Below are 21,491 nucleotides of genomic sequence, written 5' to 3' on the forward strand. Positions count from 1 at the left end.
TGATACGGAGCTTCTGCAGACCATCTTGCAGTAATAGGATCATTCTCATTTAAATCAATTTGATCGAGATGAGCATAGCTACTTTGAGGACATACTCCTAAAATAGTTAAAGTCACTCCAGCTATACATAGTGTTGATACGATTTTTTTCATTTTATATTCCTTTCTAAATATAAAGATTCTTATGCGGATATTCATCTTAATAACCACAGTTAAATAGCTCTAATAAAAGAACAATGAGCAAAGGCTAACTGCTTAATTTTTGTCTTAAAGGAATACCACCACACATCGATCAAATTAAAAGTTTTAAATTGATCCTAAACAATAATTTTCCTTTTCTACCTCTAGTTATATATAAAAGCACGTCTTATTTAAACATATTTTTTTATGTAATTTTGCATATCCAAATATAGGGGATGAAATAACCTTCCATATATAAATGGATAGCATGTTCCATCCCTTCATGTTTCTTCCCACACTTACGAGGACAACCCCGCTGTCCCCCTTTTTTAACAATGTCTAATCCGACTCTTTGCTTTTCTTTCAATAACTCTCGTTCCCATTCAGCAACACCTTCAATAATATGAAGGAGCATTTTTCCAGTTGCTATTCTTGTATCAAAATTATAATCCAGACTAACTATATGAACATTTCGCTTTTCCAAGTTTTGAGCGAGTTCTAACATGTGTTTTAAATTTTTAGCTAATCGATTCATCCGAGCTTCAACAACTATATCTCCTTCTTGAGTTCCACCACACACCTATCAAGCTAAGAAAATATAACTACTCCCAGAACTAGATTTTGTCCTAATATGTAATAAAAAGCTCTTTTTTCATTTTGGGGTTGATTTGTTTTCTTAAGTTAATGGGCATGGAGTATCGCTACATGCCCATCGACCTAAGATTTTAAAGTACCTCTAGAACGAAAATTTTATGCACCGTTGACTACTAATCTAAAATGTACATCCCTTTTGTTTACTAGTGGTTCACTTATCTAACCTAAAGATAAGTATGTGGTCCTTTTACAATTTGAATTTCTTTTTAAGCTTCTTATATTTTCTATATGAACGTCTAACAATGTTTAACATGAAATACGGTATTTTAACAGGGAGAGGCAATTTATAAATGAAAGGCAAGTAAAATGTAAAATATGCCTTTTCTAGATCTCTCCACTTACTATCTTCTTTTGTTTTTAAGAAATCAGATACATCGACTACATATCCCCTTCCGTTTTCCATCATCACATTTTTCCCGTGAACATCACAAGGAGTTAATCCTTGTTCTCTTGCATACTCTAAAGCTTCATTGATATCGAGGATTACCTGCTTAGGAATTTTAATCCCCTTATGAATAGCATCGTATAAGGTAATTTCTTTTAAACGTTTCAATACTATGAAATTTTCTCCTTTATATATAAGCCTCGAATAAGAAGGATGATTTCCGATTCTTCGGTATACTTCTGACTCTTTTTCAATTCCTTCTCCTTTTCGCGCATAAACTTTCACTACCCAACCTTTGTGTTCTTTGTGCATAAATACTGCAGCATAATTACCTGTCCCTAAACACTTCCAAAGTCTAGGAATATCTTTAACTACTACAGGCTCGAATTCATCCTCACTTCTTATGCTTACCTCTTTTAATAATTCGTCCTTTATCAATCCCACAAAACTATTTATACTCATCATTTCCACTCCGTTTTTGCTAAAAGGGGTCCCACCCCATCGCTATTAAGCTAAGAAAATACAACTACTCCAGAACGAGATTTTGTCCTAACTTGTAATAAAAATAAATCCTATTGCTATAAAAGACAACAATTTTTCGTTCTTGGAACATCATAAATATTAACTTTATAACAGTGGGCTAGTTTAAAATTGCATCAAAAACCTAATTGAAATTAAATCAGGAATGTTATTTTAACCTGCTAATTTGCAGATGAACTATTTTTTATTTCATAACAATCCACCAATATTTCTTTTAAATATTCCTTATATTTGGGGCGTAGCATTTCCGGAGGAATTATTTTAATTTCTTTATCGAAAGACAAAAAATACTGAACCAGAAAATCCATCTCCTTTTCTCCAAAAGTCACAATAATGTATTTGTTTTGTTATTCTTCTTGAAGAGACATGTTATCGTAAATGCGTTTATAGAATTGTTCAACCCCTTTCTCACTAACTTTAAAAGAAAAAGGTCGTTGTGTATTGAATTGTTTTCTATATAACGAACTAATTGTCTCTTCAGTAAAAGGAATGCTTTCCTCATCTTCATACTTTGTATATTGAATATAGTCACAACGGAAATTTCGAAATTCTTTTTTGTCTAAATCCCAACTAAAGCAATACCAATTTCTATTTGTAATTAATAATCTTAAGTGTTAAATGATTCAATGATTGTTACCATAGCTACAATCATTGATTTCTATTACCTTTTTATTCAGTATTGCAGAGAAGAGTTCTCCTAAAAAGTGCGATTCCTTTTTTTGATTTATTCCTACAAATTGGATAACTTGATCTGCCTCATGAACTATCTCTTTTTGCCTCTTTGGGGTCCCATATCAAAAAAAGAAAATTGTACGTTTGGACACAATTTAGACACAAAACATCCGATTCCTTGTACGGTAGGGGATCGGATGTTTATTTTACTGTTTTATATCGTGTACAATTTCTCGCTTACGAGGTCTGTGTAGCAACCGAACCAAATCTTACTTTAAGTATTAGTGGATATCAAAAATAGTAATGACTAATCCAGATTAACATCCATCCGATTCACAATTACATATACCAATATGTTAAATGGCTAAATAATACAAACGGTATGAAGTGAATTTCTACTCTTTTCATACCGTTTTACATTTGTTTATAAGTTTCATACGAAATTCGTGGAAAGATGGCAGCATCCCTTTTATAACCAGGGCTCAAAAGTTACCATACCTGACAAGGGAAATATTAATGTAACGCTAGTTCCTCTATTCACTTCAGATTCAATGCCAATTTTCAATCCTAATTTTGAACACAGTTTTTCGCATAGATACAAGCCCATTCCTGTACTTTTGCTGAATCTTCTTCCATTCTCTCCAGTAAATCCTTTCTCAAAAACTCTATTTATATCTTTAGTTACTATCCCTACTCCATTATCCTCTATAGTTAGTATTACTGAGTTAGTTTTCTTAATTGAGTATATACGTATCATTTGTTCTTTGTTATTTGAGTACTTTATAGAATTTCCTATTATTTGATTAATAATAAATTCAACCCATTTTCCATCACTATATACGATTTCATCAATATCCTGTATATCTAATTTTATTCTCTTATGAATAAAATCCCTATAGTTTCTTTTAATTACATTCCTTACTACATTATCAAGGTTGATTGGCTTGATAATATAGTCTTTATTAACGTTATTGCTTCGAGAATAATACAGAACCCGTTCTACAAACCCCTCGATTCGATCCATTTGAGAGTCAATTTTATTCGTTACTTCATTTTGATTATTTTCAATTATAAGCTTTGTAGAAGCTATTGGTGTCTTAATTTCATGCACCCATGTCTCTATATATTCTCTGTAATCCAACTGTATGTCTCTATAATACTTTACATTTTCATGCATATCTCTACTTACTTCTTTCAGTATAGCGTTAAGCTTTTCCCCATGTATAAAGTTTGCTTCCTTTACTACCTCTGGTAGTAGGTATCTTTTCTCCAAGTTTTCTAAAATGCCATTAATCTCATTATAATAATTTTTACATTTTATAAATTCTATAATCATATATGAAATCAATGGAAAAAACCAAATACAAAAGACAAAGAATATTATAATAAACTGAACACTCGCAGTCAGCAATATACCTGCTAGTATAATAAATACAAGTACATTAAATAGTATTACTACCATTTTATCTTTAGTAAATTCACCTATATTCATGGCATTATATACCCTAAGCTTCTTCTTGTTGCAATTGGATTTTCTATACCTATCTCTTCAAGCTTTTTTCTTAATCTATTTATATTAACAGTTAAGGTGCTATCATCCACAAAATAATCAGATTTCCATAAAGTTTCTATGAGTGAATCTCTTCTTACAATATTCCCGCGATTATTTATTAAGCATGAGAGTATTTTAACTTCATTTTTAGTTAATTCTACAGACTTGTCTTGATAAGTAACTGTTGCATTTGAAAGATTTAAATTAAAATCCCTATAAATTAAGATATGATTCATCTTGAAATCTCCAGATGTTCTTCTTAAAATGTTTGTTACTCTTGCTAATAGTATTTCTGTATTATAAGGCTTTGTTATAAAATCATCTGCTCCTAAATTCATACTTATTAGTTCATCTACATCACTATCTCTACTTGTAACCATGAAGATTGGAACATCTGAAGTTTTACGTATTTCTCTGCATATATAATAGCCATCGAACACAGGAAGATTTATGTCTAGTAATATAAGGTCTGCATTCTCACTTTCTATATATTTGATAATATGATTAAAATCTGTGGGAGCCTTTACTTCATATCCATATTTTATAAAAAAATTTTGTAATTCTTCTCTGATGATTTCGTCATCTTCAATCAGAATGATTTTTTTCATGACTTTTCCCTCCCTATACAGAATATAAGGCTATTACATCTTGAGAAACAAGGTGTAATAGCCCTAATAAGCATTATAAAATCAAGTATTACTTTTTACAATATTTTTATACCCGACATATGTCGTGTAGAAATATATTACATAAACTATAAGGAATACTAAGCCAGTCATCAATGCTGGTAAGATAATGTCTGTTTGTTGAAATGTGTTAATATACTTATTGACTACATAAATTCCAACAATAGAATGAATTATGGCAAGAATAACTGGAAGACTGAAGTATACGAAAGTTTGAATAAAAATCGTTTTGTCGATCATTGTTCCATTTGAACCAATTCTCTTCAAAGATTTATATCGATCTATGCTATCACTGGCTTCTGATAATTGTTGAAGAGCTAATACAGCCATACTCGTTATTAAAAATACAATCCCTATATATATCCCAATAAATAGTACGATAGTTTTCATTCCCTTACTTTCTGCACAAACTTCATCCTTTGATTTGCCTGCTATACGATTAATATTTAATTTCGGACCATTTTCGTCATAAAAGCCCCGTGCAACGCTATCATATTTTTTATTATATTCTTCTCTATTTCCATCTAAATAATTTACATTAAGTACGGACTCAGTAATTTTGTAGCCTGATAAAAACTCATCATTTATAACGATTGTGAAGTAATTAGTTCGCACATCATAAGTGTAAAGATTCTCTTGTATAACCTTAGCGTTTTTTATCAGATATTCTTTTTCTTTAATATTCACCTTATTGCTATTTTTTAATCTTTCATTTGTCGAATTAACCAACCGGCTATCATTTGATAAAAGTAAAATTTCATTGTTATTTAAAGTGATTTCCTTTTCACCTTTAAGATTTAAAATTTTATTATAATCAGATACTTTAATGAAATCTATACTGTAATTATAATCTTTAAGTTCTGGTACAAAGTCCACAACTTTCATCCCTGTTTGAAATACATTATAAGATACATATTTTTCGTTATTACTTATTTTAAAATTAAATTTATTTAATACGTCTTCTATAGTGTAACTTTCATCCTTATTCTCCAACGTAATACTGGCATCAAATGGTGTTATTTCTTTCGTTGTTTCGTCCATCATTCTGTTAAAGCTGATTCCTGTAGATAAAGCCACCATTGTAATGAATAACATTAAACAGATTACAGACATGGATATAAAATTTGTATTAACCTTACTATTTATTTGTTTGATGATAAATATATTTAACCCTTTAAAATAGACTTTTTTATTCTTCTTTACAACATATAATATAAATCCAGATAAACTAAAGAAAAACAGCAATGTACCTAATATGCCAATAATGATTGATACCATGAGCATAGGGTTATTATAATTCAATCCGATTTTTAGTACAGTCACATATGCATATCCAAGTGATGCTACACACATAATAAATGCGATTACATAGATAAGAGGATTTCTAAATTTTACATCTTCGTTTTTTCTACCTGCTGTTAACATATCAATTATTTTATATTTTGAAACAACATATACATTAAATAACATAACAAGCAAAAACATGATTCCAAAGTATACTACGCTTTTACCTATAGCGCCCGTTGAAATTGCAAATTTATATTTACTGATGGGCAAGTCAAATAACTTTAATGCAAATGTAGATAATCCCTGTGATATTCCAATACCTATTATAAGCCCACTCACTAAAGAGATAACACCAACTAGAAATGTCTCTGTTACTAATATTCTAGATATGTTTCTTCTTCCCATACCTAAAGTCATGTATATTCCTAATTCTTTTTTACGTTTTTTGATTAAGAAATTATTTGCATACAATATTAAACCACCTAATATTACGGATATAAATACTGACACATCTGAGATAGCGTTCATTATTGCAGGCACATACTTCCTATCTGAAGCGTTAATTTCCATAAATGCCTTTTGTGATTCTATGGAGTTAAAGCTATAAAATATACAAACAGCCAGTGTTAGTGTTAAGAAATATATTGCATAATCTTTAAGACTTTTCTTTACATTCCCAATAGCAAGCTTAGAGTACATTATTATCGTCACCTCCAAGAAGGGTTATAACTTCGATAATTTTAGTAAAGAATTCTTTTCTGGAATCATTCCCTCTTACCAACTCGGTAAATATTTTTCCATCTTTAATAAAAAGAATTCTACGAGCATAGCTTGCTGTAAATGCATCATGAGTAACCATAAGTATTGTAGCTTTTAAATCCTTATTTAGACTTTCAAATCTTTCGAGTAATAATCTAGCTGATTTAGAATCTAACGAACCTGTTGGTTCATCTGCAAGTACTAAAGATGGATCTGTTACGATAGCTCTTGCCGAACCAACCCTTTGTTTTTGTCCGCCTGACATTTGATAAGGGTATTTACTTAATACTTGTTCAATGTCTAAATACTTTGCAACTGCTTGTATTTTCCCATCAATTTTTGAACTCTTCTCACCTTTTATTGTTAACGCTAGGGAAATATTTTCATAAGCAGTAAGGGTATCTAATAAATTAAAGTCCTGAAATATAAACCCTAATTCATTTTGTCTAAACTTATCTAGTGACTTTGATTTTAACCGAGTAATGTCACTACTATTTATCATTATTTTTCCCGTAGTAACATGATCAATCGTTGATATACAGTTAAGTAATGTAGTTTTACCACTTCCTGAAGGCCCCATTATCCCAACAAATTCTCCCTCATCTACCTTAAAACTAATATTATCTATAGCCTTTGTTACATTACCTTTATTACCATAATATTTTTCAATCTTTTCTACACTTAATATATTTCGCATTAATACTTCTCCTTTTTGATTATAAAAATTCTTTAACTCCCAGTCATTTATGTTATTCATTTTATATAATTTCATTTATAGTATCGATGGAATTACATTTCATTAACATTACATTTTTGTTATATTGAGTGATATCTCTACATGTAAGTTATCAGAAATCGGGATAGTATAAGTAAGGATTATTCGATGACTTAGCAAAGAGGCAGATAAATATAGGGGTATCTGTTCTGATGCAAAAAACGATAAGACTTATGTAATTAGCGGAAATACACAAACTGGTTACGGCGTAACAACAGCTCTATTTAAAAGACATGGATTCACAGTCATTTCAGAAAAAGATTTTGAAAACAGAAAAGGATTTGACCTTTAAGGCCAAACCCTTTTTATTTTTATTATTTCGCAGCTAGTTTTTCTTTCACTTTCGCAGGAATCTCGTCCTGCTTCACTTCTTCCCAACCTGATACATCTTCTTCAACTTTTTTATCAGAGTAGTAGACGCGTAGGAATGCTTCTTTACGAAGGTTTTTTTGAGTATTGAATTCTAATTCTTTTTTCTTTACCGTCTTTATCAAATACAATTAAATTATAATTAAAACGTTTTGATATTTCTCCGTTACCAATCAAAATACGTACAGATTTTAAATTCGGATGGTTTGCTAGCGTTTCGTTAAAGTGTTGGTCGTACGCTTTATAGGAAAAGCCCTAATTTACTTCTTCATATTCCTTCATATTTTTATAAAAGGTGTTTTTCTTTAGTTCTAACATTTCCATAAATATAACAACAGTTATTTCTCTATTCTTCCATTTTGAATGAGTTTCCTCTATGTATGTATAATTATATGTTTTATATCACTTTAAAGGATATTTCTACATTTCTATTAAAAAATCTTTAATGGGCGCCAAACTTTAAAATAAAAGTCATAATTAATCCAAAAATAAAGGAAGACATACAAGAGGTACCGCCCATGCATATCAACTTAAGAAATTGATTGTTCCCCAAAACAAAAAAACACTACATTCTCATAAATCACTGTTGTAGTGATTTGAATTTTTCGTTTTGGGATACTTTAAAATATTAGCTTGATAGGTATGGGACAGCAGTCTAATATGCTTGAATTATAATCAGTGTAAGCAGCTAAAAAAGTAATTGCTGGAATAGAAGTTAAGCATATGATCAAAAAAGGACAAACTCTCCAAGGTGAGAAATTTGTCCAAAACCATAATCTATTTGATTTCACAATATAAAATTCAATTCCGCTAGCAATCTTTCTTTTTTCATATCTCACGATTTTCACATGAGAACCCAAAATAGTGGATTAGAATAATGATTTAATACTTGCTAGTACAGTAAGGATACCTATAATAATGACAAATACATTGCTCGCTTTCCCTTTGTATTTAGCTAGTACCGGTACTTTATAGATTGCATACATCGGTAATAGACATAAGATAGCAGCTACTAACGGACCGCTAAGAGCATCAATAAGTCCAAGAATACTTGGATTTGCATAAGCAACATACCAGCATGTTAATACGACAAAAGTAAGGATGATTGTCTTAACTGTTTTTTCTCCTATATCTTTCCCGCGTGTTTGACTGGACTTGATAATCATGTCACGCATTACTTCATATGCTCCTATATAGTGTCCAAGGAAAGACTTTGTTATGGCCGTAAAAGCAATGATAGGAGCTGCAATAGTAATTACAGGCGAATTAAGCTCATTAGCAAGATATGATAGGATTGATAAGTTCTGTTCTTTTGCCATCATGAGATCATTTGGAGTCAAACTTAAGGTACTGCTCCAAACAAAGAACATAACAACAGAGAATGTCATAATATAACAAACCTTTTGTATTTGAGCACACTTGGCATCAGTAGCTTCTATTCCATAGGTAGCTCTTTGTTTCATAACAAATGATGAAATCATTGGAGAATGATTAAACGAAAATACAATGATTGGTAGAATCATCAATATCGTTCCAAAATATCCTGTTCCTGTTGAAGCAGTAGAAACATTTGAAAAACTAAGCATTGACGTATTCCACTGTGGAATCAAAGATATTGCGATAAAAAGTAAAGAAGCTATGAAAGGATATACGAGCATGCTCATTATTTTCACAGTGATATCTTGACCAAAATTTAGTATAGCGATAAGACCAAGTACTAATACGAGCGATAAAATGGCTCTTGGAGGCTCTGGCATATGCAATTGATGCACGATAAAACTACTTGCAGTATTTGTAAGTGCAACCGAATACATCAGCACGATCGTATAAATTGAAACAAAATATACTATGTTAAAAATAATACTTGCCTTATTTCCGAAATACTCTCTTATTGTCCCTGTAATCCCCTCATCAGCAGAATTAGAAGCGTAAATCATTTTAGCAAGCGCCCTGTGTGAGTAATACATTACGGGATATGCCAGTATGGTAATTAGTAGTAATGATAATAAACCACCTGAACCTGCATTAATAGGTAAAAAGAGTACTCCTGCTCCAATTGCTGTTCCAAAAAGGCTCAATGCCCAGGTAGTATCCTGCTTATTCCACTTTTTAGGATCTGGATATTTATCATTTTTTACTGCTACAGTATTATCAGCTTGAAATTCTATGTTTTTTGCAGTATTCCCATTCATATAATACTTCCTCCTTGTGTCCTATTCTTACGTCTCTTTTTAGACTTAGGAATATAGATCGTTCTTGAAAAATGAATTACTTAAAAAGTGCGCCACATCGTTTATCCTTCTTCTCAGTTAATCGAAATCAAAAATTCCACTAGTCATCAACCTGATGGGTTTGTTACCACTTACAAAATGTTTCAATTATATAGTAGTATATTTTAGTGGTAATTCCCCCAATATACAGATATCCTTAGGCAAACAATAGAGAATAAATTTGTTACACTTTTCACAATATATCCGATAACTATTTATTGATTTGATTGTTTCTCTCCAAAGATTTTATTTTTAATGGAAATCCCTGTAGGTGTAGCGGCAATTCCGCCTAAACCTGTCTCTCTTAACTCGCGAGGCATCTGTCTTCCAACTCTATACATCGCTTCAATAACTTCGTCAGCATTGATGATATTGTTTACGCCGGCTAATGCGATATCCGCTGCTGCTAAAGCATTTGCCGTTCCAATGGCGTTTCTCTTTACACAAGGAATTTCTACCAAACCAGCGACCGGATCACACACTAAACCGAGTAAATTTTGTAATGCGGTTGAGAAAGCTTCAGAAGATTGTTGTGGTGTTCCTCCGGCAGCTTCTACCGCTGCTGCAGCCGCCATTGCTGAGGCACTGCCCACTTCAGCTTGACATCCTCCGTACGCTCCTGAAATACAAGCGTTGTTTGCGACTATCGTTCCAAATAACGCTGAAGTGAATAGAAAATGAATCATATCTTCATGACTTAACTGCAACGTATCTTTAATACTAAATAAGACTCCCGGGATTGTCCCACTCGCACCTGCTGTTGGAGTTGCACAAATAGCCCCTAATGCAGCATTTACTTCATTAACACCGATAGCACTTTGAATCCCTAACACCATCAAATCGCCAGAAAGTGTTTTCCTATTTTCTCGATAATTTTTAATCTTAACAGCATCACCTCCGGTTAAACCGGTTGGAGAAAATACCCCGTCGCCCTCGATACTTTTATTTATGGCATTTTCCATAGTCGCTAAATTTCGTTCCATTTTACTCCAAACTTCTTCATAAGAAGTTTTAGTTTGTTTGATTTCCTGTTCCATTGCTAATTCATAAATTGGCTTTTGGCTTTTATTAGCTGTATCCACAATTTCTTTTATGGTCATATACATTTTTTTCACTCCTTAATGGAACTAAAGAATAATAAGGTTAGCTATATTACTTAAATTTCCCAATTCCTTCTGCGCATTACCAGGCAATAGAGAATCCAAAGCGAATGCATATAAATATTTCTTGTTATCTTCTAAACTATGAAAGTTGTTAATTTCCACATCATATTGTTTAAAGATCCTTCGTAAGACAAATTCAAAGTCAGCTCTTTCAGAAATCGCAATAATAACTGGCAATGGCCCCTGCAGATCTAAGCTAAATCCGTCAATTTCAACATGTTTGACTTCAATCAATCCACCACCGACCGAAATACCCATCGTTCTAATACTTCGACTTTCATCCTCTAAATGTACATCTGCCGTATTTGGATGACCAGCAGGACTATCACCCGCTTTTTCAATAAAGGTAATGTCAATTCCTTTAGATTCTGCTATTTTAATAGCATCTGGCACTTTGCTGTCATCGGCAGCAAATCCCAATATCCCAGCAATAATTGCAAAATCAGTTCCGTGACCTTTATGGGTTTCAGCAAATGATTCATAATACTTTACCACAACTTTTTTTGGAAGACCTTGAAATAATTTATTGGCAACTGTTCCAATAGCCAAGGCACCTGCAGTATGTGAACTTGAAGGACCTATCATTATTGGCCCAATCACATCAAAACAACTTTTGTATTTAACAATCTTTTTTTCTTTAATAGATGCTACATTCATATAAACACCCCCATAATTTGTTATTTTTAATTGCAGTTGAATCTAAGTTATTAAAATGACTGATTCAAAACAAGACCTCATTGAATACGTTTTCATTCTCGTGTCAAATACACTTCCTTTTAATCACATACCTTTCTTAGAGTAATCATGTCAGTATGTCCAATTTTAAAAGATTACTTGCAATGTCATTAGAATTTTTGCAAAAAACTAGGTTTGATACTTTCTCTAAAGGTAATAAATTCTCTCTCGACGCCCTCATTATAGCTTGTATATTTATGAGCTCAATATTTTTTTATTTTTAGAAAGATTGAATAAACAGAATCTTGAATGAGTAATAGACTACACTTAGCATGTAGCAATTGTGTCCTTTGTTTGAAGCTGTATTAGTTACTAGAAAAGCAAAAATAACACAGAGTTCCTTTCATTAACACATTGATTATATTGGAAAGTCATTATAATGATACTTATATTGTCCTTTGTTAAAACATCTAATTTTGGAAATGAAAGCTGTTGCAATAAATAATAAATGTAGATGACAATGAATCCATTAATGAAACATAAAACCATTTATTGATATTAATAATTAATTTTGTATTAATATACATTTTCAGAAAAAAGAAACTTCTTTTTATACTCTTAACTTGAAGTACTACTTTGACAATATTCACTAATTTACACCATCGATATCTACAGTTATGGAAACCCTAATTAGATTTAAAAAGAGAGAAGAACATTTGTGAGCTCTTCTCTCTTTTTTATTTACTTAAGATTACTATTCAAATTGCTTATTGCAATTACTTTAGCCTGACTTTTATATTATAAATCTAATTTCCATACTACTTCACAAGCTGATAAAAGGAAAAAAGTATCGATTCCGTCAAAATTAAATTATAAAAGAGCTTTGTTTTCCTGTAACAAATTATTTATCCTGCTATTCATTGGCAATACACTTCCACACTTAATAAATGTTCACTTTATATCCGTTTGCAATATTTGCACATACCACGCCTCCGATAATAATAAGTATTTGTAGCGCCAAACAGAGCTAATCCCCAAATTGGCCATAATAGCTCTGGACCTTCCAATGCCCATCCCCTATGATCTAGCCCCCCTTTATTAATAAACCCCTCGGATGTACATCAAACCAGCTGAAGTAACCATTATGGAAACAAGTGAAGCACACAAAAAACAACTCCAAAATCCACTTTTATTGTATATTTTGGAGTTACTTGACGTTTACCTTACAAACACAAGTAGAACAGTTCAAATCAATTGAACTGTTCTACTAAGGTTATTTCATTTTTTTAACCTAATTCCATTTTGACAAATTAAATTGCAGCTTCAACAGCCACTGCTATCACAAAAACTAAATCACTATATATTTTATGTTTAACTAGTTTTATTGATTATAAGAATATTCATTTTGGTTTTGCAACACCCTCAACGTGAATACATGTACTTTTTCATACGGATATTACTTACCTCTGTAGGTTCATAATCTCTGTATGCCTAAGTAAGTGTTTTAAAGCAGTTACATCAAAACATTAATTTTAATGTTTAATGATTTTTGATATCTCCTGATATTCCCATGTTTTTGAGCTACCCGACTGGATTTTTTTTGCTAATTCATTAGCATAGTTTGTTGTTGCCGGCGCAAATTTATTACGATCCCACTGATGATTTCTAGCGATTTGTTCATCAGACAGATTATAATATGAATAAGTTACTCGTCCTTGCACATCTGGAATTGGATCATCAAAAGTTGTATCAAGATGGTACCATTTCCCTTCAATTTTCACTTGATTCCAAGCATGTGGTTGTCCATTTCCAGTTCCGGTTACAATATGAGTTTCTATTCCAGCCTCTTTTAACAATTGATACGTTAATAATGCATACCCTTGACAAACAGCAGAGCGGTTTGCTAAAGCTTCATATGCTGTATAAGCTTGGAAAGAAGTATCATAAGAAACATGCTTTACGACATAATCATGGATTACTTTTACTTTTTCGTGTTCATCCATACCAGCTTTGATAATGGAATTAATAATTGATTTCGCTTGCGCCTTTACATAGTCCGTTTGTCCTTTGGATTCACGATATGTAATCTTTACTGTAAACGTGTAATTTCCTGGAATACCACGAACGGAATATTGCGTATGCGAAATATTATGATTCAAATATTCGTTAGATTCGACTGCCTTGTCATATTCTTTAACAAGTGTATTTAGAACCTCATTAATATTAGAGTTTTGGGATTTATATGTCATCGTTATATTTTCTTTTTGATTATTAATATGAGTTTTTATTTCATTTTGAAATGCGTCTAATAGTTTCCCGTCAGGTCGTGAATTATTATTTGCAGATGTAGTATTTGGATTCCAAACACCATTACTTTCAAGGTAGTACTGTTTACCATTATCTTGGATCCAGCCTGTTTGCATCGCCCCACTTCCATTGAAGTAGTACCATGCTCCATTTACCTGCTGCCAATTTGTTTGCATCGCTCCGCTTCCATTGAAGTAATACCATACTCCGTTTACCTGCTGCCAATTTGTTTGCATCGCTCCGCTTCCGTTGAAGTAATACCATACTCCGTTTACCTGCTGCCAACCTGTTTGCATCGCTCCGCTTCCGTTGAAGTAATACCATACTCCGTTTACCTGCTGCCAACCTGTTTGCATCGCTCCACTTCCGTTGAAGTAATACCATACTCCGTTTACCTGCTGCCAACCTGTTTGCATCGCTCCGCTTCCGTTGAAGTAATACCATGCTCCGTTTACCTGTTGCCAACCTGTTTGCATCGCTCCGCTTCCGTTAAAGTAATACCATGCTCCGTTTACCTGCTGCCAACCTGTTTGCTTCACACCGTTTACATTATAGTAATTCCATACTGATCCAGTTTGTTTCCAACCTGTATCAGCACTTGTATAAGTAGCTACTGTTGATCCCATCACTGTGAGACCGACTGCCATAGCTAAAACTTTTATATTCTGTTTCATAAATCTAATATTCCCCTTCTCTCGAGCTATTTATCTATCAAACATTAACAATGAGGGCGTTGCAAAACTAAAATAAATACTCAATATTATAAAGTGACACTTTCATTAGTAGATATTACTCTCCTCACTGATTGTTAGTTGATTCAATCGGGATTTTACGAGCAGTTAATGTGGGATAAATTAGACCAACTAGCCAAAAGATGACGATGCAACTCTTTGTCTTTCCGCTTATGAAACACATAATACATAGCCTCTTTGTTATAAGAGTTATCTTAGTCAATATTAGCGATTAAAGCAAGATTTTGCATTTATTTATCTATATAAACATATTAAACATATGGCACGTGAAATTTTTTTAACGGCGCATTATGGGGAAATTCAGGTCAAATGTTATGTTAATTATACGGAATTCAGATTTATTAACCATTTTGTTGTCACTTCTGTATACTGAGTACCTGTTATAATAAGAGGTTCTTTACATTCGGGACGTTTGCTTTTTGCAATATTGACTTGATGATCTATGTCTTTCAAACAGCTTTTAATATTTAGGATTTTTTGAGAATCATATTGTTAGCGATAATAGAATGTATGTAATTACGAACATTTATGTGTTGAAACAAAAATGAACGAATATTCAAAAATTAGCTTTCATATTTATAATAAATAAAGAGCACTTTTTAATGTTTTAAAAGTACTTTTAATTTGATGTTGATGTGACGTAACCTTAAGTATTTAGAAATTAAAAAAAGTCCCTTAATAATGTTAAAGGGACCTTACTCACACAAATAATCTGTAAATCAATTCATTTTTGATATACAGATCATTTGTATGATAATTTTTATAAATAATTGCTAAATAGTGAATTTACATAAATGCTTTTAGAAGTTCTTGAACTAATGGGATTGCTCCACCTATAAATTTTAAAACTGCCATTGCGATTTCCATATTATTCTCTCCTCTTTTTTCGTATTAAGATGTGGTTAATCTTTATACTCTCATTATAGTAAGCGCTTACAATTATAACAATACATTTCTGTATGCAATATTGCATATTTATACGTTTAGACAAAATTAGACCTCTATTAGTCATTCTTTAATGGTACCATAACGAGGTGAGAGTCTTTAAGGGTTCTCCTTAATAGGAGGAAATATGGAAAGAGTGCAAGAGATTGACAGTAATCTAAAATTTAAGGGTTGGGTTAAACAGGTATTAGCTGTAGGAGGAATGTTAGGGTTCTGCTACTTAGTCCTATATGTTTTCTGTTTCTTAGTTACTATGTAAATATTATACAACTAAACTAGTAGAGTCTTGCCTAGAGAGGTAAGGCTCTTTTGTTTTGTATGAGATGAGCAAACTACATACAATACCTCTCAGGTTTGTCAGATTACTCTGTATGGCGCCTTTTTTCTCTATGTTCTAGGAACATTAACTCCTATCATTGAAAGGTAAATAAACTTCTATTTAAAATTTTTTTATCTTTGAAAAGGACTTACATCTTATTAATAGATTTGAATCATTTTTGCATATTATATTTATATTACCATATAAATATAATATATTAAAAATAATTTAAATGCAAGAATACTAGTAAGGGTACCGCAAGTATTTTTCAAAATAACGTAAGCTATGCGGAAAAATAAAATAAGCTGCCCATATGGACAGCTCATTTACATAATTATCGTTATCGGAATTTAACCCTCTAATATTCATTCTAGAAAGTATCCTAGCCAAAAACGGATGTTTAGTCGCTTTGTTTGAATTATGATTTTAGTAAGGAGTTTTGCTTTATCGCATACAGACAAAGCATTATCTTTATTTTCAATCGGATTTTCCCTGTCTTTTGATAAATCATATAGGTAGTTTAATGTCTTAATAAATCCTTTTAATGAAGATGCTATTATCCTTGGATTCCATTCACCTTCGCCATGTTCCGCAGTATATATTGGTAAATATCTTCTACTCATATCTACAAAGATAGGGTTTCCATATTCCTCCTCGTGCCCTATGACAAACCAAGACTGTCTCCAATCTCCTTTATTATCTATGCTATACCCCAATTGTTCCTTTTCTAATGCACTATTACTATAAATTATTAATCCACTATATCCAATAGATAGTTCTTTTTCTTTAAATGTGTCTAATAAATTATATAATTCGTTAATTTGTAATTTCATCAGTAGCGAGTACAAGGAAGAATCCTAACCTCGCAAGGGAACCTCCTGTTTTGTTCCGAAATGCTGACGGTATAACATATATATATAAAGACACCCTAAGGTACCTTCCTTCGACTTAAACCATCTTAATTTTAATAATATGTATTGAACTCACACCAAATATTATTGTATCAAGCTGGTGTATAGCGATTATTGGTAAACCGTTTTGAAAATTTGCGTTTTGTTGTTACTATCCCATGCCCATCAAGCTAATATTTTGAAGTATCCCCAAAACGAAAATTTTCTTCGTTTTGGGGAACTACCAATTTCTTAAGTTGATGGGCATGTATGGTGACCCCTATTAGAGAAATTTACTAGGTTATGGCTTTGACTCGGTTTTTCTAAAGAATACATCAGGATTATTCTGTCCGTTCAAAATATTTCGATTGTCACCCCAAGCATGGAGCAATGAATGGCCTGGACCTGTAATAACTTGATTGTATTCACCCATATAACAAGAAAATACTCTTGGATCAAAATTCACGAAAACCCCGCCGCTTGGTATATGATTATTAGGCACTTGAGAAAATGCAGTGCTAACCATACTTTCTTTACCTACTTTACCAACACCCTTATGAAAAGAGAAAGTTTTCATAAACACACCAAACGTTCCATTACCTATGCCGCCAACATTATTAGGATCATTAAAGCGGTTATATTGAACATGAGCTCCCTCTTTATTGACAGCTACTGATGGAAAGAATGAATGGGGCAAATTATTGGAGATATTCACTTGAGTCCAGTTATTTCCTCCGTTTTGACTATAGGCTAAAAAGACATCGATAAAGATTGTACCTCCAATATTTCTACGTTGATTCCATACTACATAAATCGTACCATCTGGTCCTATACCCGCTTGAGGGATCTCAAACATCCTAATCACCCGTTGCTGCTCTGTTAATATAACAGGACGGAGTTCATTGGCTGGTCCGCATGGTACAACATCCGTAGCCGCTGCTGCAAATAGGCCAGCAGAGACTTGTACATTTATTGGGAAGGTATTTCCTCCATCGATTGACTTAGCCATACGAATGGAACGGTTCGCAGTATTTAGCTGAGCAAATGTGCCTGGCAAACGACTTTCATAAAAAACATATATATTCCCCGCTTTATCCACTACCGGAAAGGCTCCAAACACTACATTAGCCCCAGCGACAATCGTTTGACTTGGAATAATAGGAGTTAATGTTACACCTGTTCCAAATTTTGAAAAACGAATTTTTGTACCTACATTAGGAGGGCCAAAGTCAGTCCATACAACATATAAAGCCTCATTTCCTGGATTATCAGCATCAGGACCTACTGTAATCCACGCTTTATCTTGATTTCCTGGATCACTAGCAGCTGGAGTCTGCCCTCGTCCAACAACTTGAGGAAGGTTCATAGTTATTGTTTTGTTTGGACTGATCGTTCCGGTTGAAACAGTGATTACACCTTCTTGCCTGCCTCCAATCAATTCATCCCCAATTTGTGAATAATAAAATACTCCATTTCTATCAACTGCTAAAGATGGATCACCAAAATTTTGACCTCCAGGATTGGCTGGTATTGACCCACCATCGGTCCAATTTTTACCTAAATCTTTTGAAAAGGAAAACCCTGAATAACTTGATGCCCCAGCTACCCCTGTGGCATTATTGGTATCATTAAATCCACACAAAATAAAATCTTTAAAACGCGCAAGGCTTGTCTCGCTTTGAGTTATATTTGGAAAACTAGCGATATCAACAGCAGGGTTATTCACTTGAACTTCTTTATCATTTGGTTTTGGTTTTGGCGGCATTTGATCACCCTTTCTATTATTTTTTTCAATATATAATATGAAAAAAACGAAAGAGTGCTTAGACTATTTAATAGATTTAAGTTTTTTTTGGAAGAGTCATTTAATCAATTAATTAGTCTTTAAACAAACCGAAAAAACCTTGCTGCTTTTGTTTCTGTACATCTCTAATGTTTTCAAGCAGGAGTGTTGGTCATATAAACATTGGTACCACTAAGTCGTTTACTACGAGGAGAATATTTCATTCCTTTCTTTTTTTCTCGTACAACGTAATTAATGCTGTCAACATACCAAAAAGAGTCCTGATTGATAAGGACTCTTTTTTGAACTTTTACAAAAGTAAACTTTTAAACACCTAATTAAAATTCTATTATCTATTTTACCACTTGGACAGATACTGGCTTCCAACCCTGATTCTCTACCCAATCAATATCAACCTTATATTTTTTATTACTTTGTTTATCTCGTATATTACCGTAAGCTTTATTATTACCATTATTCCCAATAAAATCGAAAATCAATTGGCTCTCTGGAACATCAACAGCATAAGAAATTGCTTCTTTCATCTCACTCCAATCTACTGTTCCTTCTTTAAATTTCATTTCAGGTTTTGTTCCTTGCTTTGTACCAATTGGCTTCCAAGAAGGATTAGTTTGAGAACCCTTTTCTTGAGATACCGATTTTTCTGCTTTTTGTTTCTCTTCTAACAGTGCTGCTTCTTTCTCTTCATTTTTCTTCTCTTCTAACAGTGCTGCTTCTCTCTCTTCACGTTTCTTCTCTTCTAACAGTGCCGCTTCTCTCTCCTCACGTTCCTTCTCTTCTAACTGCGCTGCTTCTTTCTCTTCACGTTTCTTCTCTTCTAACTGCGTTGCTTCTTTCTCTTTACGTTTCTTCTCTTCTATCTTTGTTGCTTTCTTTTCTTGAGCAATTGCTTTCTTTGATGTATCAGAAGGGGAAAACAACTGGTATGTCACTACACCAACTGTCACTAATACCAAAGTAAATGCAATATTAAAAATCACCTTTTTACGACGATTTTGTTGTTTTTCTTGAAACCTGCTTACTTGTCCCATTTTTTAAACCTCCGAGTTTATTTTCTCTTCTAATCTTTATGCATTTCTTATAATTCTTAATATTTTTATTAAACGATGGAAATGAATTACAATTCCCATACAAGATTTCATATCATAATAAAATTTGTGTTTTTTCAAGCATCTGACATATGTTATTCAAAAATATTTTAATACATTAAAAATTGATAAGCATCTGTTCGTAAGAAACCTTCAATTTTATTCAAAGGTGATTCCAATTACGTCCACATTAGATCTCCTGTAGAAATCTTTTTAACAATTAAGCCTCTTCTTCCCTTATTTATAATTTTCAAATTAAACTGCCCTCTATGGTACAATAAAGATGTGTTGTTTTCTACTGGGGTATGTCGTAAAATCAAAAGGGATTTTATCTCTTTTACCTTTCTCTCAGAGTAACTTTCACCACTAGGAAACTCTATTATTCCTAATGTAATCTTTAATTCGCTTTCATCAAAAATCCAATCCTTATTAAGTTCCCTTATCTTTTGTATAAAGCTTCTTTTGGTTTTTCCTATATAGATTAATGTTTCATTCTTAGCATATACTCTAGAGATTGCAAATATTCCCTTCTTAAAAGCTTCTTCTCTATTATAAAAATCATTTAAACTATACAATCCATACCACTTAATATGTACTGTTTCTATTAACCTCACCTCATTTTTAGATAATATTATAATTTCTGAATGTTCAAATTATTATGGATACATAGCCTTGATTACTTGAATTATAAATAGTGCTTTTCAATAATACATTTTATTATTACTAATTTCAATAATGAATATGTATATATCATCATGAATTTCCTATCATTTGTTTCGTCAAGTAGGGGTAGCGTCAGGAAAATGCGCATTTACAACGTTAAGGAAATCCCCATATTAAAAAGCCCCATTTATCAACATTTATATTGAGGAATTAGGTTCTTTTCATTATTCCGTTAAAGCGCTCCTTTAATTGAATAACCAAAATCTCACCTCACTCATAATATCACTTAATTCTTATTAAACTAACGCACCTCGTTAGTTTAAATGTAATTCTTCACAAATTCTTAGCAGGTTTAGTTAAAAATCTTTTTTATATAAACAAAAGAACTGAGCGAAAAATAACGCTCAGTTCTTTTACAAACATCCCATTTCATAAATGTGCGATCATATTATTTTCGTACAGCTTCAAATGTAATGAGTTGGCTATCTGTTGATGGTTGCTTTTTGAAAGTATAATCGGCAGAACAAGTAATATCAGTTTTACATGAATCATTGAATCAGTAGCTTTACATAGAGATTTTTTAGATTCCACTGATGATCCTTGCAGTTATCACACTAAAACAGTTTCTTCAGTATATTCTATAAAATTTTAAATACAACAATTCCTTATGAAGCATCATCTACTAAGATAACCATCATTTTTTGAGAATTATATTGAACTTACCTTTTTAAATTGTGCAGATAATTTGCAGATATAT

The 21,491-nt window shown here is 32.4% G+C and carries 16 protein-coding genes and 5 pseudogenes; 1 reads left to right on the forward strand and 20 read right to left on the reverse strand.

Annotated features, from left to right (window positions below; genetic code table 11):
* The 10 genes and pseudogenes from G9F74_RS19180 to G9F74_RS19225 all read right to left on the reverse strand — a co-directional run.
* A pseudogene (locus G9F74_RS19180) lies at positions 1-152 on the reverse strand (zinc dependent phospholipase C family protein); the annotation flags it as partial.
* Positions 153-384: 232 nt separating this feature from the next.
* Positions 385-759 carry a recombinase family protein gene (locus tag G9F74_RS19185; RefSeq protein ID WP_000333841.1) on the reverse strand — a complete coding sequence of 125 codons (375 nt, stop codon included), beginning with the start codon at positions 757-759 and terminating at the stop codon, positions 385-387.
* Positions 760-1,020: 261 nt separating this feature from the next.
* Positions 1,021-1,680: a protein kinase family protein gene (locus G9F74_RS19190; protein ID WP_000026521.1), complete on the reverse strand. Its 660-nt coding sequence runs from the start codon at positions 1,678-1,680 to the stop codon at positions 1,021-1,023.
* Positions 1,681-1,919: 239 nt separating this feature from the next.
* Complete coding sequence (locus G9F74_RS30130) at positions 1,920-2,066, reverse strand: hypothetical protein (protein ID WP_229181202.1); 147 nt, start codon at positions 2,064-2,066, stop codon at positions 1,920-1,922.
* 39 nt (positions 2,067-2,105) lie between these two features.
* Positions 2,106-2,357 carry a WYL domain-containing protein gene (locus tag G9F74_RS30135; protein WP_224992858.1) on the reverse strand — a complete coding sequence of 84 codons (252 nt, stop codon included), beginning with the start codon at positions 2,355-2,357 and terminating at the stop codon, positions 2,106-2,108.
* A gap of 542 nt (positions 2,358-2,899) precedes the next feature.
* A complete protein-coding gene (locus G9F74_RS19200) occupies positions 2,900-3,922 on the reverse strand; it encodes a sensor histidine kinase (protein WP_016108182.1) in 1,023 nt (340 codons plus the stop codon).
* Positions 3,919-4,590 (reverse strand): response regulator transcription factor, encoded by a 672-nt coding sequence (locus G9F74_RS19205; RefSeq protein WP_000720530.1) that lies wholly within the window; start codon positions 4,588-4,590, stop codon positions 3,919-3,921. The genes G9F74_RS19200 and G9F74_RS19205 overlap by 4 nt, the downstream gene beginning before the upstream one ends.
* Before the next feature lie 81 nt (positions 4,591-4,671).
* Entirely contained in the window at positions 4,672-6,654 is a 1,983-nt protein-coding gene (locus G9F74_RS19210; RefSeq protein ID WP_016108181.1) for an FtsX-like permease family protein, read from the reverse strand.
* Positions 6,644-7,411, reverse strand: a complete 768-nt coding sequence (locus tag G9F74_RS19215) for an ABC transporter ATP-binding protein (RefSeq protein ID WP_016108180.1) — start codon at positions 7,409-7,411, stop codon at positions 6,644-6,646. Before G9F74_RS19215 ends, G9F74_RS19210 begins: the two co-directional genes overlap by 11 nt.
* A gap of 392 nt (positions 7,412-7,803) precedes the next feature.
* Positions 7,804-8,026 (reverse strand): annotated as a pseudogene (locus tag G9F74_RS19225) (YxeA family protein); the annotation flags it as partial.
* 519 nt (positions 8,027-8,545) lie between these two features.
* On the opposite strand from G9F74_RS19225, the pseudogene G9F74_RS30575 reads away from it, so the two are divergent.
* Positions 8,546-8,656, forward strand: a pseudogene (locus tag G9F74_RS30575) (IS6 family transposase); the annotation flags it as partial.
* Positions 8,657-8,727: 71 nt separating this feature from the next.
* Here G9F74_RS30575 and G9F74_RS19230 read toward each other — a convergent pair.
* The 10 genes and pseudogenes from G9F74_RS19230 to G9F74_RS19270 form a co-directional block, all read right to left on the reverse strand.
* On the reverse strand, positions 8,728-10,050 hold the full coding sequence (locus G9F74_RS19230; protein WP_001014214.1) for an aromatic amino acid transport family protein: 1,323 nt from the start codon (positions 10,048-10,050) through the stop codon (positions 8,728-8,730).
* A gap of 293 nt (positions 10,051-10,343) precedes the next feature.
* On the reverse strand, positions 10,344-11,234 hold the full coding sequence (gene sdaAA / locus G9F74_RS19235; protein WP_000282015.1) for an L-serine ammonia-lyase, iron-sulfur-dependent, subunit alpha: 891 nt from the start codon (positions 11,232-11,234) through the stop codon (positions 10,344-10,346).
* A 21-nt stretch (positions 11,235-11,255) separates the two neighbouring features.
* A complete protein-coding gene (sdaAB, locus tag G9F74_RS19240) occupies positions 11,256-11,948 on the reverse strand; it encodes an L-serine ammonia-lyase, iron-sulfur-dependent subunit beta (RefSeq protein ID WP_016108179.1) in 693 nt (230 codons plus the stop codon).
* A 974-nt stretch (positions 11,949-12,922) separates the two neighbouring features.
* Positions 12,923-13,127 (reverse strand): annotated as a pseudogene (locus G9F74_RS30440) (hypothetical protein); the annotation flags it as partial.
* Between the two features lie 371 nt (positions 13,128-13,498).
* Entirely contained in the window at positions 13,499-14,947 is a 1,449-nt protein-coding gene (locus tag G9F74_RS19250) for a transglutaminase domain-containing protein (protein ID WP_000812373.1), read from the reverse strand.
* 864 nt (positions 14,948-15,811) lie between these two features.
* A pseudogene (locus G9F74_RS29905) lies at positions 15,812-15,998 on the reverse strand (hypothetical protein).
* Positions 15,999-16,654: 656 nt separating this feature from the next.
* The gene (locus G9F74_RS19255) at positions 16,655-17,137 is read right to left on the reverse strand and encodes a hypothetical protein (protein WP_000287105.1); all 483 of its coding nucleotides are present in this window, start codon (positions 17,135-17,137) and stop codon (positions 16,655-16,657) included.
* Between the two features lie 343 nt (positions 17,138-17,480).
* Entirely contained in the window at positions 17,481-18,944 is a 1,464-nt protein-coding gene (locus G9F74_RS19260; RefSeq protein WP_016108177.1) for a hypothetical protein, read from the reverse strand.
* Between the two features lie 371 nt (positions 18,945-19,315).
* Positions 19,316-20,014 carry a YrrS family protein gene (locus tag G9F74_RS19265; protein ID WP_000532009.1) on the reverse strand — a complete coding sequence of 233 codons (699 nt, stop codon included), beginning with the start codon at positions 20,012-20,014 and terminating at the stop codon, positions 19,316-19,318.
* Between the two features lie 236 nt (positions 20,015-20,250).
* Positions 20,251-20,685, reverse strand: coding sequence for a hypothetical protein (locus G9F74_RS19270; protein WP_002038451.1), 435 nt, complete (start codon positions 20,683-20,685; stop codon positions 20,251-20,253).
* Positions 20,686-21,491: the final 806 nt, after the last annotated feature.

The sequence above is a fragment of the Bacillus sp. EKM202B genome, assembly GCF_011066025.1.
Classification (GTDB): Bacteria; Bacillota; Bacilli; order Bacillales; family Bacillaceae_G; genus Bacillus_A; species Bacillus_A toyonensis.

Bases quoted from the DNA above. Each gene is read 5' to 3' on its own strand.
- G9F74_RS19205 (WP_000720530.1), bottom strand. From the start codon at position 4,590: ATGAAAAAAATCATTCTGATTGAAGATGACGAAATCATCAGAGAAGAA.
- G9F74_RS19210 (WP_016108181.1), bottom strand. From the start codon at position 6,654: ATGTACTCTAAGCTTGCTATTGGGAATGTAAAGAAAAGTCTTAAAGAT.
- G9F74_RS19250 (WP_000812373.1), bottom strand. From the start codon at position 14,947: ATGAAACAGAATATAAAAGTTTTAGCTATGGCAGTCGGTCTCACAGTG.
- G9F74_RS19230 (WP_001014214.1), bottom strand. From the start codon at position 10,050: ATGAATGGGAATACTGCAAAAAACATAGAATTTCAAGCTGATAATACT.
- G9F74_RS19260 (WP_016108177.1), bottom strand. From the start codon at position 18,944: ATGCCGCCAAAACCAAAACCAAATGATAAAGAAGTTCAAGTGAATAAC.
- G9F74_RS19215 (WP_016108180.1), bottom strand. From the start codon at position 7,411: ATGCGAAATATATTAAGTGTAGAAAAGATTGAAAAATATTATGGTAAT.
- G9F74_RS30130 (WP_229181202.1), bottom strand. From the start codon at position 2,066: ATGGATTTTCTGGTTCAGTATTTTTTGTCTTTCGATAAAGAAATTAAA.
- G9F74_RS19265 (WP_000532009.1), bottom strand. From the start codon at position 20,014: ATGGGACAAGTAAGCAGGTTTCAAGAAAAACAACAAAATCGTCGTAAA.
- G9F74_RS19190 (WP_000026521.1), bottom strand. From the start codon at position 1,680: ATGAGTATAAATAGTTTTGTGGGATTGATAAAGGACGAATTATTAAAA.
- sdaAA (WP_000282015.1), bottom strand. From the start codon at position 11,234: ATGTATATGACCATAAAAGAAATTGTGGATACAGCTAATAAAAGCCAA.
- G9F74_RS19200 (WP_016108182.1), bottom strand. From the start codon at position 3,922: ATGAATATAGGTGAATTTACTAAAGATAAAATGGTAGTAATACTATTT.
- sdaAB (WP_016108179.1), bottom strand. From the start codon at position 11,948: ATGAATGTAGCATCTATTAAAGAAAAAAAGATTGTTAAATACAAAAGT.